Below are 13,363 nucleotides of genomic sequence, written 5' to 3' on the forward strand. Positions count from 1 at the left end.
TTCGACGGTTTGCGCATAACTGGACGCGCAAAAAAGGGCCAGTTATGGCATTCTGGCCTCATGTCCCCTCGCTCCATCGGCCTAGGCCCCCTTGTCCGCCATCTCGGCGCCTGGCGTTCGTCGGGGGGGGGCGCAGCCTACCGGCAGCTCGCCGCAGCGGTACGACTTCTGATCCTCGACGGGCGTCTGCCGCTCGCAGCCCGCCTGCCGGGCGAGCGCGAAGTGGCTCAGGCCCTGGGTTTGAGCCGTACGACCGTATCGGCCGCCTATGGACGACTCCGGGATGACGGGTTTTTGGTCGGCGGACAGGGGGAGGCGGCGCGCACCAGTCTCCCGGCCGGGCCCGCCCCTCGCCAGCCGCAGCCAGACGGGTCGCCAAAGCCGGGGATGATCGATCTGACGGCGGCCGTCCTTCCCGCCGACCCCAATGTCCACGCCGCCTATGTGCGGGCGCTGGAGCGACTTCCCGCCAACCTGCCCGGCCATGGCTATGAGCCGGAGGGCCTCGAGGAACTCCGCGAGGCCGTGGCCCAGGGCTATCGACGACGGGGCCTGGCGACGTCGCCGGGTCAGATCCTGATCACCCACGGCGCCCACAACGGGCTGGTTCATCTGTTGCGCCTGACCGTTCGGCCCGGCGCCCCGGTGGTGTTTGATCACCCCACCTATCCTCAGGCGATCGACGCCATCCTGGCCGCTGGGGGGCGGCCGACGCCGGTCGCCTTGCCCGACGACGGCGACAGCTGGGACGTGGACAGTCTGGTCTCGGCCTGCCGCAGCAGCGGCGCGCCGATGGCCTATCTGGTGCTGGACCATAACAATCCGACCGGCCGGATGATGCGCGCCCCGGACCGCGCCCGACTTCTGGCCGGGTTGAAGGGCTCGGAGACCCTGCTGGTGCTGGACGAGACCCTGGTCGAGCTGACGCTCAGCGGCCCGCCGGCGCTCACCGCCTCGGCGGTGGACGCCCCACGCGTCGTGCGGCTGGGCTCCATGTCCAAGAGCGTCTGGGGCGGTCTTCGCATCGGCTGGATCCGCGCCGACCGCGCGGTGATCCAGCGCCTGGCCCAGAGCCGCGCCAGTTTCGATCTCGGCGTCCCGATTCTGGAGCAGCTGGCGGCCGTGGAACTGTTGACCGACGGCGGCGCGGCCTTGGCGGCGCGACGTCCGCTTTTGCGAGGGCGGCGGGATCACCTTCGCGCCCGCCTGGGGGAACGCCTGCCAGACTGGTCCTGCCCCCGGCCGGCCGGGGGCCTGTCGCTTTGGGTCAAGCTGCCGGGGGCCATCAGTTCCAGCCTGACGGTCCAGGCGGCGGCGCAGGGCCTGATCCTCGCGGCCGGCCCGCGCTTCGGCGTGGACGGCGCCTTCGAACGCCGGCTGCGCCTGCCCTACACCCTTGCCGAGAGCGAACTGGACGAGGCTGTAGATCGGTTGGCGAAAGCGGCGAAGACGCTCGGCAGGCGCAAATCGAACGCGCCGGTCGCGAGCAAGCCCGTCGCCGTCTATTAACTCACACGTCCAGATCGACCGTCACGGGCGCGTGGTCCGACGGGCGGTCCCATTCGCGGACGTCGTCGTGAATCCGGGCGGTGTCCTTGACCACGGCGGGGGTCAGGCCGGGAGAGGTCCAGATGTGGTCCAGGCGCAGCCCGCGGTTGGATTTGCGGAAGTCCGCCGCGCGATAGCTCCACCAACTGGCCAGCTTCTGCGGTTCGGGGAAGCGGTCGCGCAGCACGTCGGCAAAACCGCCCGTGGCCTGGAGCCGGTTCAGGGTCTCGACCTCGATCGGCGTGTGGCTGACGATCTTGGACATGTAGCGATGATTGAAGACGTCGCCCTCGCCCGGGGCGATGTTGAAGTCGCCGGCCATGACCAGGGGGCGCGCCTTGTCCTGCTTGGCGACGATGGCGGTCAGCTGCTCGTAGAAGTCCATCTTGTGATCGAACTTCGGGTTCAGCGCGCGATCCGGCACGTCGCCGCCAGCGGGGATGTAGAAGTTCTGCACGTCGATCCCGGCGACCCGCGCCGAAACGCAACGCGCGTGGCCCAATTTGCAGACCTGGAAGGTGTCGCTGTCCTCCAGCGGCAGGCGCGAGGCGATGGCCACGCCGTGCCACCCCTTTTGGCCCGCCACCCGCAGGTGCGGCAGGCCCATGGCTTCGAAATCAGCGCGCGGAAACTGGTCCGTCGTGCATTTGATCTCCTGCAACAGCAGGACGTCGGGCGCGCGTTCGGCGACGAATCGGGCGACCTGGTCGATGCGCAGGCGGACGGAGTTGATGTTCCAGGTAGCGAGGCGAATTGTCATGGCCCGCTGTAGCAGGCCCCGGCGGATAAAAAAGGCCCGGCCGCTACGGGCCGGGCTCATGAAGGTGATCGTCTCTCTCGCCGCCGGGAGGGGGATGCATCCGAGGCGGTAGAACGGCCGCCGCCGTCCTGTGCTCTTGATGTCACGCCCGACGGAAAAGGTCAAATTGTCATATTTGACGTTTGGCCGTGATCATCCGGCAACGGATCGATACCCTTGATCGGCGAAAAAGACCGCGTCAGTTGCGGCCCGGACGACGCGTCGGATCGCGCAGCTGGAACAGGCTGGCCGACAGGCCGGACGCCGGCCTTAAGTTGGTAAGCTGCGTCCGGGTGCGGGCCCCTTGGGCGTCGGTGATGGTCCACTCGCTCAGGCGGATCGGACTGCCGGCGAAGGCCAGGACCACAGACCCGTCATTGGGCCGTCCCGAATCCCGGGCCGTGATCGTAAAGGCGCCCGCATTCATGCGGGTAACGCGATCGATCCGCACGCCCTGATCCAGACGGACATTGCGCGCCAGGAAGGTCGACAGCGGCGTCCGCCCCAGCGGGACCTGCTGGAAATTGTTCAAGCGCGGATCATAGCGTTTGACGTTGTAGCCGTCCGACACGACCAGCAGCCCGGCCGGATTGGTGTATTCGAACCGCATCTTGCCGGGGCGCTGCAGATAGAAGCGGCCTTCGCGACGCTGGCCGCCTGGTCCCGTCTCCACGAAGCCGCCCTGGGCCGACGTCAGGGCCTGCAGATAGGCCTGGGCCTGCTGCACCACGGCGCGATCTTCGGCCGAAAGGCTGGATTGCGCCTCAGCCGCGTCAAACAGGCCGAGGGCCGCAACCCCGGTCAAGAGGCCCGCGCCAAGCAGCAGCCGGCGCCGGTCAAGGTCCGCAGCGTCGGCGACGGCGGCTTGGGTCGTGGAGTGGGTGCGTTCGGTCATCAAGTCAGTCTCCCAGTCGGGAATGGTCAGCGGTCCTGCTGTCTTGCCCGGCCGGCTTGGCGTCGGAATGACGCGAGCCTGACCATATTCCGGCGCTCCGATGAAGCCCTGTTCATCGCAATACTGAAGCTTAGGAAGACAGAGGCGGGATAAACGGGCTCGCCCGCCAGCCGTTCCCGACCGACTGATCGGCAATGTCCGACGATCTAGCAGACCTGCCCGGCGGCCCAGCCGGACGACCAGGCCCACTGGAAATTATAGCCGCCCAGCCAGCCGGTGACATCGACCGCCTCGCCGATGAAATACAGGCCGGGAACCGCCTTGGCGGCCAGGGTCTGCTGGTCCAGGGCGGCGGTGTCGATCCCGCCCAGGGTTACCTCGGCGGTGCGATAGCCTTCGGACCCGACCGGCTTGACGCTCCAGGCGTTGACCGCCTGATCCAGCCGCCGCAGCGTCGCGTCGGACAGATCGGCCAGATTGCCCGCCGCGCCCTCGCGCGCGCACAGGCTTTCCGCCAGCCGTCGCGGCACCACATGGCCCAGGGCCGTATGCACGGCCTGACGCCCGTTTGCGGTCTTGGCCGCCTTCAGTTCGTTGAAGACGTCGCGGCCGGGCGCCATGGACGCGACGATGGCCTCGCCCTCGCGCCAGTAGGAGCTGATCTGCAATATGGCCGGGCCGCTGAGGCCGCGATGGGTGAACAGCATGGCCTCGTTAAAGGCCGCCTTGCGCGCCCTTGTGTCGGGCGCCGAGGCGACGCGGGCGTCCACGGCCACGCCCGCCAGCGGCGTCAGGGTCTCCAGCAGGCCCGCCTCGAAAGTCAGGGGGACCAGGGCCGGACGGGTGTCGGTGACGCGGATATCGAACTGGCGCGCGACCTCATAGGCCCAGCCGGTCGCGCCCATCTTGGGGATCGACTTGCCGCCGGTCGCCACGACCAGGGCCGCCGCCGTGACCTGGGTTCCGTCCGACAGGTCGATGGTCCAGGCCTCGCCCGTTTTCGCCAGGCGCTCGACGCCGGTCTTCATCTTCAGGGTCACGCCCGCCGCCGCCATGTCGTCGGTCAGCATGCGGACGATCTGTTTGGCGCTGTCGTCGCAGAACAGCTGGCCCAGGGTCTTCTCGTGCCAGGCGATACCGGCCCGGTCCACGCGCTTGATGAAGTCGTGCTGGGTGAAGCGGCGCAGGGCCGAGGTGGCGAACCTGGGGTTCTCACCCAGGAAGTTCGCCGGCCCGCAGCCCAGATTGGTGAAATTGCACCGTCCGCCGCCGGAGATGCGGATCTTCTCGCCGGGGTTGGCCGCGTGATCGACGACCAGGACCCGACGGCCGCGCCGCCCGGCCTCGGCGGCGCACATCATGCCCGCAGCGCCGGCCCCGACCACCAGGACGTCGAAAGACGCCCGGCTCACGAGACCGGCTCCGGGATATGGGCCTTAGTAGCGATAGTGCTCGGGCTTGAACGGGCCTTCTTGCGGCACGGAGATGTAATCGGCCTGTTCCTTGTTCAGCACGGTCAGCTTGGCGCCCAGCTTGCCGAGGTGCAGCGCGGCGACCTTCTCGTCCAGATGCTTGGGCAGGGTGTAGACCTTGGTCTCATAGGCCGACTTGTTGGTCCAGAGTTCCAGCTGAGCCAGGGTCTGGTTGGTGAAGGAGGCCGACATCACGAAGGAGGGGTGGCCCGTGGCGTTGCCCAGGTTCACCAGGCGGCCTTCCGACAGCAGGATGATCTTGTTGCCGCCGGGGAATTCGATGTGGTGGACCTGAGGCTTGATCTCGTCCCACTTGAAGTTCTTCAGGCCGGCCACCTGAATCTCGGAGTCGAAGTGGCCGATGTTGCAGACGATGGCGTTGTGACGCATCCGGCGCATGTGATCGACGGTGATCACATCCTTGTTGCCGGTGGCGGTGACGAAGATGTCGGCCTTGTCGGCGACGTCGTCCAGGGTCTGGACGTCATAGCCTTCCATGGCGGCCTGCAGGGCGCAGATCGGGTCGATCTCGGTCACGATCACGCGGGCGCCGCCCTGGCGCAGCGAGGCGGCCGAGCCCTTGCCCACGTCGCCGTAGCCGCAGACCACGGCGACCTTGCCCGACAGCATGACGTCGGTGCCGCGACGGATGGCGTCGACCAGGGATTCACGGCAGCCGTACAGATTGTCGAACTTCGACTTGGTGACGCTGTCATTGACGTTGATAGCCGGGAAGGGCAGCTCGCCGCGTTCCGACATCTGGTACAGGCGGTGGACGCCGGTGGTCGTTTCTTCCGACACGCCGCCGATGGCGTCGCGAATGGCCGAATAGAACCCGGGCTTCTCGGCGATGTAGCGCTTCATCACCTTGAACAGGGCTTCTTCTTCCTCGTTCTGGGGATTGGCCAGAACCGAGATGTCCTTCTCGGCCTTCGGGCCGAGCACGCACAGCAGGGTGGCGTCGCCGCCGTCATCGAGGATCAGGTTCGGATAGCCGCCGTCGGCCCATTCGAAGATCTTGTGGGCGTAGTCCCAGTATTCTTCCAGCGTCTCGCCCTTGACGGCGAAGACCGGGGTGCCCGAGGCGGCGATGGCGGCGGCGGCGTGATCCTGGGTCGAGAAGATGTTGCATGAGGCCCAGCGGACCTCGGCGCCCAGGGCTTCCAGCGTCTGGATCAGAACGGCGGTCTGGATGGTCATGTGCAGGCTGCCGGCGATCCGGGCGCCCTTCAGCGGCTGGGCCGCGCCGAACTCGGCGCGCAGAGCCATCAGGCCTGGCATTTCCGTTTCGGCGATGTCGATTTCCTTCTTGCCCCAGTCGGCCAGAGAAATGTCGCGGATGATGTAGTCGGTCATGGGAGGGCTCCTGGCCGCAGGGGATTTCCAGCCCTTCTAGCCCGCAGACGATGAAGGAGCAATAAACACATAAGGATATCCTTATATGCGCTATGCCTGATGGCGGGCTCAGCAGTTTCTTAAGCCTGATCGGTTAGGCTAAAGGGATGGAACGCCGCGCCCTTCTCGGTCTCGCCCTCGTCGCGACGGCCGCCGCCTCGACCCCCGCCCGCGCCTCTTCGGGCGGCGCCGCCGCCCCGTCGGCGGACACCTATTTCAGACTGCCGATCGTCACGGCCTCGATCCTGCGCGCCAATGGCGGGCGTGGCGTGTTTTCGGTCGAGACCGGCGTGGATGTGCCGGACGCGACGCTTCGAACCCGTGCGCAGCAGTCGGCGCCGCGGCTTCGCGCCGCATATGCCATCGCCGCCCAGAGGTTCGCCAATGGACTTCGCCCCGGCGCGGTCCCCGATCTGGATCGACTGACGGCCGAGCTTCAGGCGGCCACCAACGCCACCTTGGGCCGCGCGGGCGCCCGCGTGCTGCTCGGGACGGTGCTGGCCCTCTGATCGCCAGCGGACGCGCCGCTTTTTGCGGCAGAGGAATGAAAAAGGCCCCGCCGTCGCCGGCGGGGCCTTTTTCTTTTCGGACGAGCCTTAAGGCTTAGTCGCGACGACGACGACCGCGATCGCCACCGCGATCACCGCCGCCTTCGCGCTTCGGACGGCCGCCGGTGTCGTCCGACAGAGGCTCTTCGCCACGCTCGGCGCGTTCGGCGTTGATCTTGTCGGTCAGGTCTTCACCCGTCGACTGATCGACGACCTTCATCGACAGCTTGGTCTTGCCGCGATCGTCGAAGCCCAGGAACTTGACCTTGACCTCTTGGCCTTCCGACAGGACGTCGGCCGGGTTGGCGACGCGTTCCAGAGCGATCTGGGACACGTGGACCAGGCCGTCCTTGGCGCCGAAGAAGTTCACGAAGGCGCCGAAATCGACGACCTTGACGACCTTGCCGGAGTAGATGGTTCCGACTTCCGGTTCCGAGGCGATAGACTGGATCCAGGCCTTGGCGGCGTCGATCTTCTCCTGGTCGTTGGCGGCGACCTTGATGGTGCCGTCATCGCCGATGTCGATCTTGGCGCCGGTCTTCTCGACGATCTCGCGGATCACCTTGCCGCCCGAACCGATCACTTCACGGATCTTGTCGACCGCGATCTTGATGGTTTCGATCTTCGGCGCATGCTCACCCAGTTCGGCGCGCGGCGCATCCATGGCCTTGGACATCTCGTCCAGGATGTGGAGGCGACCGGCCGAGGCCTGGGTCAGGGCCTGCTTCATGATCTCCTTGGTGATCCCGGCGACCTTGATGTCCATCTGAAGGCTGGTGATGCCTTCCGAGGTGCCGGCGACCTTGAAGTCCATGTCGCCCAGGTGGTCTTCGTCACCCAGGATGTCCGACAGGATGGCGAACTCGCCCGACGGCTCCAGGATCAGGCCCATGGCGATGCCCGAGACCGGACGGATCAGCGGCACGCCGGCGTCCATCAGGGCCAGCGACGAACCGCAGACCGTGGCCATCGAGGACGAGCCGTTCGACTCGGTGATCTCGGAGACCAGGCGGATGGTGTAGGGGAAGTCTTCCTTCGACGGCAGCATCGGACGGATCGCGCGCCAGGCCAGCTTGCCGTGACCGATTTCGCGACGGCCGGGCGAACCCATGCGGCCCGCTTCACCCACCGAATAGGGGGGGAAGTTGTAGTGCAGCAGGAAGCTTTCCTTGTAGGTGCCCTGCAGGCTGTCGATGTACTGCTCGTCCTCGCCGGTGCCCAGGGTGGCGACGACCAGGGCCTGGGTTTCGCCGCGGGTGAACAGGGCCGAACCGTGGGTGCGCGGCAGGACGCCGACTTCCGACACGATGGCGCGGACCTTGTCGAGGGCGCGGCCGTCGACGCGGTGGGCGTTCTCGATGATGTCGCGACGCAGGACGTCGGCTTCGCATTCCTTGAAGGCGGCCGAGAACTTGGAGCTGTCGACGCCCTCGGGGTTCTCGTCGGTCTTCACCAGGGCGGCGGCGGCGGTCTTCTTGGCCGCATCGACGCCCGAGCGACGCTCGTACTTGCCGGGGTGGGTGTAGGCGGACTTGATGTCCTCGCCGACCAGCTTCTTGATCGAGGCGACGACGTCGGAGTGGTCTTCGGCCTGGAAGTCGAAGGGCTCCTTGGCGGCGTGTTCGGCCAGATCGATGATGGCGTCGATCACCGGCTGCATGCCGGCGTGCGCGAACATCAGCGCCTCGAGCATCTTCTCTTCCGACAGCTCCTTGGCTTCGGATTCGACCATCATCAGGGCGTCTTGCGTACCGGCGACCACCAGGTCCAGGTCAGAGGCCGGGATCTGATCGACGGTCGGGTTCAGAACCAGCTCGCCGTCGATCAGGCCGACGCGCGCGGCGCCGATGGGGCCCATGAAGGGCACGCCCGAGATGGTCAGGGCGGCCGAGGCGGCGACCATGCCCAGGACGTCCGGATCGTTTTCCATGTCGTGCTGCAGCACGGTGATGACGACCTGGGTCTCGTTCTTGAAGCCCTTGACGAATAACGGGCGGATCGGACGGTCGATCAGGCGGGAAACCAGGGTTTCCTTCTCGCTGGGACGGCCTTCACGCTTGAAGTAGCCGCCCGGGATCTTGCCGGCGGCGAAGGTCTTTTCCTGGTAGTTGACGGTCAGGGGGAAGAAATCCAGACCCGGCTTGGGCGAGCGGCCATAGACGACGGTGGCCAGAACCACGGTCTCGCCGTAGGTCGCCAGCACGGCGCCGTCGGCCTGGCGGGCGATGCGGCCCGTTTCCAGGGTCAGCGGGCGTCCGGCCCACTCGATCGTCTTGCGTTTGATATCGAACATATTTCGTCTTTCGTATCCCGGACGGCGTATTCCGTGCGGGGTCCCATCATTGGGGGCGGATGCGTCGGGCGTTCAGTCCTTCGATCCAGGGGTCGCCGCGCCATCGCGAAAGACCCGGGTTGAGGACCGGCATGGCCCTCGCGTCTGCGCCGTAAAGTCCTGCGGCGCCCAGGTCGGTTCTAATCGCACAACGAGGCGCGGACGTGACCGCCCGCGCCTCGAAATACAGTCTTACACTGATCCGACGCCTTAGCGGCGCAGGCCCAGCTTGGAGATGAGCGCCTGGTAGCGAGCGGCGTCGACCTTGTTCAGGTGGTCGAGCAGACGGCGACGTTGCGACACCATCTTCAGAAGGCCACGACGCGAGTGGTTGTCCTTCTTGTGGGTCTTGAAGTGTTCGGTCAGGTTGGAGATGCGTTCCGATAGGATCGCGACCTGAACCTCGGCGGAGCCGGTGTCGCCAGCGGTGCGGGCGTTATCGGCGATGATCTCGTGCTTGCGTTCAGCAGTAACCGACATCGTAAGTCTCCCTTGGTGGCCTACCGCGCTTTCGCGCGACTTGAGGCCGGGTTGGAGTCCCCTGATCAGGCGATCAGGAAAGATTGAAAACGCGGTCGGGTTCTAACCGGCCGGCCCGCAACTGACAGAGGGCGACGAGGGTCTGGCCCTGAAAGGCTGAAACCGTTCGCGAACCGCCGGAAAGGCGATCCTTGAGGGTTTCCACCTGACGGGGGAGCAGAACGATCGGGCGTCCCTGCCGAAGCGAGAAGGCGTCCTGATCCGTCACGGCCAGCTCCGGGATGTCGTCCAGGGCGGTCGCAACGGGAAGCAAGCCTTCCGAGGCGGCGCCCCTATGCACCAAATCCTCGAGAAAATCCAGCGTCACGGCGTTTTCGGTATGAAACGGTCCCACCCGCTCGCGCCGCAGGGCCGAAACATGCCCCTCTGCGCCCAGGACGGCCGCCAGATCGCGCGCCAGCGACCGGACATAGACGCCCTTGCCGGTGCGGATGGTCAGTTCGACGTGATCGGCGTCCGGCGCGTCGGTAACTTCTGCCGAGTAGATGGTGACGCGGCGCGCCTGAAGCTCGAACTCCACTCCGTCGCGGGCCAGGTCATAGGCGCGGGCGCCGTCCACCTTGATGGCCGAGAAGCGGGGCGGGGTCTGGTCGATCTCGCCGACGAAGGCGGGCAGGGCGGCCTTCACCGCCTCGACCGAGGGACGAACGTCCGAGCGGCCGATGATCTCGCCCTCGCGGTCCACGCTGTCGGTCGAGACGCCCCAGTTGATGGTGAAGCGATAGACCTTCTGCGCTTCCATCATCATCGGCACGGTCTTGGTCGCCTCGCCGAGCGCAATGGGCAGGATGCCGTTGGCCAACGGATCCAGCGTCCCGGCGTGACCGGCCTTCTGGGCGTTGAACAGGCGGCGGATGCGGCTGACCGCCTCGGTCGATCCCATCTCGAACGGCTTGTCCAGGCAGACCCAGCCGTCGATCACGTCGCCCTTCTTCTTGCGGGCCATTATGCTGGGCCTATCGCGCTTGGCGCTGCTTGAGGCCACGATGCTTGGCCTACCGCGCTTTGCGCTACTTGAGGCCGCGATGCTCGGCCTACCGCGCTAGGCGCAACTTGGGGCCGGGTCATTAGGCGTCGCCCTCGCTCTCGTCGTCGCGGCGTTCCAGGTCGGCGCGGACGCGGGGGTCTTCGAACAGGCGGTCGATATGGCTGGCGGCGTCGAAGCTTTCGTCGTGGCGGAAGCGCAGGTCGGGGGTGAACTTCATGTCCAGCCGGCGGCCCAACTGGCCGCGCAGGAATTTGGCGTGGACGTTCAGCGCCTTGATGATCTCGCTCTCATGGCCCGTGGTCGGGGCGGCCTCGACGCCGGCGCCCAGGGGTTCGACGAAACAGGTGGCGTGTTTCAGGTCCGGCGACAGACGAACCTCGGTCACGGTGACGGAGACGCCGGCCAGCGCCTCGTCGTGGATGTCCTCCTCGCGCAGGATGTCGACCAGGGCATGACGGATCAGTTCGCCGGCGCGCAGCTGGCGTTGGCTGGGACCGGCCGGGCCGGAGGAATTGCGAGTATGCTGTTTGTGGGCCATCGGCCGCTCCTTCTTGTTCGCCCGCCGGGGCTCGGACCCGGCCGGATAAGCGAAAGTCGGGCGGTCTAGGCGCGTGGAGCCGTCCTGTCCAGTTCCGCCGCTCGGGCGGACCGCATCACCTCGGCCGAAAAAATCGAGCGGGCCGGGCGGACCGTCACCCCGCCGGCGTTCAGCACCCCGGCCGTCCAGTGGTTGCACAGGTGCAGAATCGAGAAGGTGTCTCGACCGGCGAAGAAGCGGGCGTCGTCGCCGGGACGGGCGGCGGCCACACGCGGCGCGCCGTGAGACAGGTCCAGCGAGGCCTCGATCCGCCCCGCCATCCGGTCGAAGGCGGCGGGTGTCAGGCTCAGGGCCGCGCGGCGGTTTGCGGTGTAGCGGTCGCGGGGATCCTGGGCCTCCGGGTCCAGCATCAGGACGGACGGATTGCCCGGTCGGAAGAAGGCGCGCGCGCCGTCGGGCAGCCGATCCGAGATCGGGCTTTGATCGACGTAGAAGGTCGCGTCGCCCCAGCCGATCAGGATCCAGTCGCCCGGCGCCAGGGTCGCTACGGCCTGTCCCAGTGCCCCGCCGCGCCGTTCTAGCGCGGCGCGAGGCACAGCCAGATCTGTGTGGAAGCCGTTATCCAGCAGATAGACGGCGACCGGTGTGTTGGCGTCCGGCGGGATAGGCCCGCCCGGCCGGGTCCAGGTCAGCAGGGCGGCGATTACGCCGATCAGAACCGCCAGGGGCAGGGCCCAACGCATCGTCGTCTCTCCGAACGCCTCTTCAGCCGCGAGGATAAGCGATCAAGCGTGACAGGCGCTAGGAGGCGGTATCGTCGAACGGCGACGCCGGCGCGGTCTGCCATTCGCCGCGCCATTCGTAGCTCAGGGTCACGCAGTGGCGATAGGCGCCGTCGCTCCAGCGACCCACGGCCTGCATGGTCAGGGGCCTGGGCGCGCGGATGCGGCTCATCACAAGCCAGACTTCGTCCGCGCCGGGGCAGAGGGCGCGGGCCAGGCCGCGTCCGTCGCCGGTCTGTTCAATTACATAGAGGTCAGTCTCGCGGGCGCCCTCGGGCAGGGCCCGCCGCGCTGCGTCCGGGCCGCCGCGCGTGAAATCGGCCGAGCCGCGCGCCGTGGTCGAGAACAGCCGCTCGACACTGATCGCCCCGAACAGGCCGCGTCGGACCTGAAGCGTGATCCCCTTGGTCAGGGCCTGGGTGATCCGGTCCGTGGCGTTATACGAGAAATAGCGGGTGTCGGCGTGCGCGGGTGCGGCCGCCGACACGGTCAGCAGGGCGACGAGGCCAGAGACGACGAGAAGCGGGGCGAGGGGCGAGCGCATGTCTCTTCCTTTCCCAACCATTGCGGCGACTTTAGGCCTCGCCCCGATCAGTGTTCCCCCAGGCAGCGCAGGGCGACCTCGAGGTTCCGCAGACCGTCTTCGCCCGTCACCGCCGGGGTCTCGCCGGTGTGGATCGCGCGGGCGAAGGCTTCCAGCTCCTTCCTCAGGGGCTCGGCCGGCCAGCTGTTCAGCATCCGGGTGGAGTAGGAGCCGTCGGGCTGCTGGCCGAAATATTCGGTGACCTGGCGGGTGATCAGGTCGGCGACGATGAATTTGGTCTTGGTGGCGACCTGCAGGGTGCGGGTCTTGTAGGGCGTGACCCAGTTGGTGGTGATGTGGGCGATCACGCCATTGTCGAGCCGGAACTGCAGCAGGGCCGTGTCCTCGCGCTCGGCGCGGGTGCGGGCCAGCTGCGGCTGGACCTCGACGATCTCGGAGCCGGTCAGGTGGCGGATGATGTCGATGTCGTGGACCGCCAGGTCGATGACCACGCCCACATCGCCCATGCGGGGCGGGAAGGGGCCGACGCGGGTGACCTGGATGGAGATGATTTCGTCGTCGGCGACGGCGCGCTTGACGGTCTCGACCGCCGGATTGAACCGCTCGACCTGGCCGACCATCAGGACGCGGTCATTGGCCTTGGCGGCGTCGATCATCCGCTGGGCGTCGGCGACCGTGGCGGCGATCGGCTTCTCGACCAGGACGTGGACGCCCTTTTCCAGAAGGGCGACGCCGATGTCGGCGTGGAAGCGGTTCGGCGTCGCCACGACGGCGGCGTCCAGACCGGCGTCGATGAAGGCCTGGGCCGTGGTGACCGGGGCCGCCTCATAGGCGGCGGCGACGCCGTCGGCGACGACGCTATCGGGATCGAAGACGGTGGTCAGGTCGAACTCGCGCATCTCGGAGGCGACGCGCGCATGGTTGCGGCCCATGACGCCGACGCCGGCGACGCCGAACTTGAGGACGGGGGTGTTCGGCATGG

13 protein-coding genes are annotated in these 13,363 nt (G+C 67.2%); 2 read left to right on the forward strand and 11 right to left on the reverse strand.

Annotation, left to right across the window (positions count from 1 at the left end):
* Window positions 1-60 precede the first annotated feature (60 nt).
* A complete protein-coding gene (gene yczR, locus ACW17X_RS11920; RefSeq protein WP_492097629.1) occupies window positions 61-1,509 on the forward strand; it encodes a MocR-like transcription factor YczR in 1,449 nt (482 codons plus the stop codon).
* A 1-nt stretch (window position 1,510) separates the two neighbouring features.
* Here yczR and ACW17X_RS11925 read toward each other — a convergent pair whose 3' ends face one another.
* The 4 genes from ACW17X_RS11925 to ahcY all read right to left on the reverse strand — a co-directional run bounded on the left by ACW17X_RS11925 (window position 1,511) and on the right by ahcY (window position 6,070).
* Complete coding sequence (locus ACW17X_RS11925) at window positions 1,511-2,308, reverse strand: exodeoxyribonuclease III (RefSeq protein ID WP_492097631.1); 798 nt, start codon at window positions 2,306-2,308, stop codon at window positions 1,511-1,513.
* 238 nt (window positions 2,309-2,546) lie between these two features.
* Complete coding sequence (locus ACW17X_RS11930) at window positions 2,547-3,242, reverse strand: LolA family protein (protein ID WP_492097633.1); 696 nt, start codon at window positions 3,240-3,242, stop codon at window positions 2,547-2,549.
* Between the two features lie 206 nt (window positions 3,243-3,448).
* Window positions 3,449-4,654, reverse strand: a complete 1,206-nt coding sequence (locus tag ACW17X_RS11935) for a BaiN/RdsA family NAD(P)/FAD-dependent oxidoreductase (RefSeq protein ID WP_492097635.1) — start codon at window positions 4,652-4,654, stop codon at window positions 3,449-3,451.
* Between the two features lie 24 nt (window positions 4,655-4,678).
* Window positions 4,679-6,070 (reverse strand): adenosylhomocysteinase, encoded by a 1,392-nt coding sequence (gene ahcY, locus ACW17X_RS11940; protein ID WP_271164922.1) that lies wholly within the window; start codon window positions 6,068-6,070, stop codon window positions 4,679-4,681.
* Between the two features lie 146 nt (window positions 6,071-6,216).
* Here ahcY and ACW17X_RS11945 point away from each other — a divergent pair, with 146 nt between their 5' ends.
* Window positions 6,217-6,618 (forward strand): Tat pathway signal protein, encoded by a 402-nt coding sequence (locus tag ACW17X_RS11945; protein ID WP_492088395.1) that lies wholly within the window; start codon window positions 6,217-6,219, stop codon window positions 6,616-6,618.
* Window positions 6,619-6,712: 94 nt separating this feature from the next.
* Here the strand turns inward: ACW17X_RS11945 and pnp are convergent, their stop codons facing one another.
* The 7 genes from pnp to ACW17X_RS11980 form a co-directional block, all read right to left on the reverse strand.
* Entirely contained in the window at window positions 6,713-8,950 is a 2,238-nt protein-coding gene (gene pnp, locus ACW17X_RS11950) for a polyribonucleotide nucleotidyltransferase (protein WP_492097637.1), read from the reverse strand.
* A gap of 249 nt (window positions 8,951-9,199) precedes the next feature.
* A complete protein-coding gene (gene rpsO / locus ACW17X_RS11955; RefSeq protein WP_492097639.1) occupies window positions 9,200-9,469 on the reverse strand; it encodes a 30S ribosomal protein S15 in 270 nt (89 codons plus the stop codon).
* A gap of 73 nt (window positions 9,470-9,542) precedes the next feature.
* The gene (gene truB, locus ACW17X_RS11960; protein WP_492097641.1) at window positions 9,543-10,475 is read right to left on the reverse strand and encodes a tRNA pseudouridine(55) synthase TruB; all 933 of its coding nucleotides are present in this window, start codon (window positions 10,473-10,475) and stop codon (window positions 9,543-9,545) included.
* A gap of 121 nt (window positions 10,476-10,596) precedes the next feature.
* Window positions 10,597-11,055 (reverse strand): 30S ribosome-binding factor RbfA, encoded by a 459-nt coding sequence (gene rbfA, locus ACW17X_RS11965; protein ID WP_492097643.1) that lies wholly within the window; start codon window positions 11,053-11,055, stop codon window positions 10,597-10,599.
* 65 nt (window positions 11,056-11,120) lie between these two features.
* Window positions 11,121-11,798: a DUF2459 domain-containing protein gene (locus ACW17X_RS11970; protein ID WP_492097645.1), complete on the reverse strand. Its 678-nt coding sequence runs from the start codon at window positions 11,796-11,798 to the stop codon at window positions 11,121-11,123.
* A 58-nt stretch (window positions 11,799-11,856) separates the two neighbouring features.
* Window positions 11,857-12,381: a hypothetical protein gene (locus ACW17X_RS11975; RefSeq protein WP_492097647.1), complete on the reverse strand. Its 525-nt coding sequence runs from the start codon at window positions 12,379-12,381 to the stop codon at window positions 11,857-11,859.
* Between the two features lie 47 nt (window positions 12,382-12,428).
* Window positions 12,429-13,361 carry a Gfo/Idh/MocA family protein gene (locus ACW17X_RS11980; protein WP_492097648.1) on the reverse strand — a complete coding sequence of 311 codons (933 nt, stop codon included), beginning with the start codon at window positions 13,359-13,361 and terminating at the stop codon, window positions 12,429-12,431.
* Window positions 13,362-13,363: the final 2 nt, after the last annotated feature.

It is taken from the genome of Brevundimonas sp. FV1ye4L (genome assembly GCF_058681255.1).

Bases quoted from the DNA above. Each gene is read 5' to 3' on its own strand.
- ACW17X_RS11980 (WP_492097648.1), bottom strand. From the start codon at position 13,361: ATGCCGAACACCCCCGTCCTCAAGTTCGGCGTCGCCGGCGTCGGCGTC.
- rpsO (WP_492097639.1), bottom strand. From the start codon at position 9,469: ATGTCGGTTACTGCTGAACGCAAGCACGAGATCATCGCCGATAACGCC.
- pnp (WP_492097637.1), bottom strand. From the start codon at position 8,950: ATGTTCGATATCAAACGCAAGACGATCGAGTGGGCCGGACGCCCGCTG.
- ahcY (WP_271164922.1), bottom strand. From the start codon at position 6,070: ATGACCGACTACATCATCCGCGACATTTCTCTGGCCGACTGGGGCAAG.
- ACW17X_RS11945 (WP_492088395.1), top strand. From the start codon at position 6,217: ATGGAACGCCGCGCCCTTCTCGGTCTCGCCCTCGTCGCGACGGCCGCC.
- ACW17X_RS11970 (WP_492097645.1), bottom strand. From the start codon at position 11,798: ATGCGTTGGGCCCTGCCCCTGGCGGTTCTGATCGGCGTAATCGCCGCC.
- truB (WP_492097641.1), bottom strand. From the start codon at position 10,475: ATGGCCCGCAAGAAGAAGGGCGACGTGATCGACGGCTGGGTCTGCCTG.
- ACW17X_RS11925 (WP_492097631.1), bottom strand. From the start codon at position 2,308: ATGACAATTCGCCTCGCTACCTGGAACATCAACTCCGTCCGCCTGCGC.
- yczR (WP_492097629.1), top strand. From the start codon at position 61: ATGTCCCCTCGCTCCATCGGCCTAGGCCCCCTTGTCCGCCATCTCGGC.
- rbfA (WP_492097643.1), bottom strand. From the start codon at position 11,055: ATGGCCCACAAACAGCATACTCGCAATTCCTCCGGCCCGGCCGGTCCC.
- ACW17X_RS11975 (WP_492097647.1), bottom strand. From the start codon at position 12,381: ATGCGCTCGCCCCTCGCCCCGCTTCTCGTCGTCTCTGGCCTCGTCGCC.
- ACW17X_RS11930 (WP_492097633.1), bottom strand. From the start codon at position 3,242: ATGACCGAACGCACCCACTCCACGACCCAAGCCGCCGTCGCCGACGCT.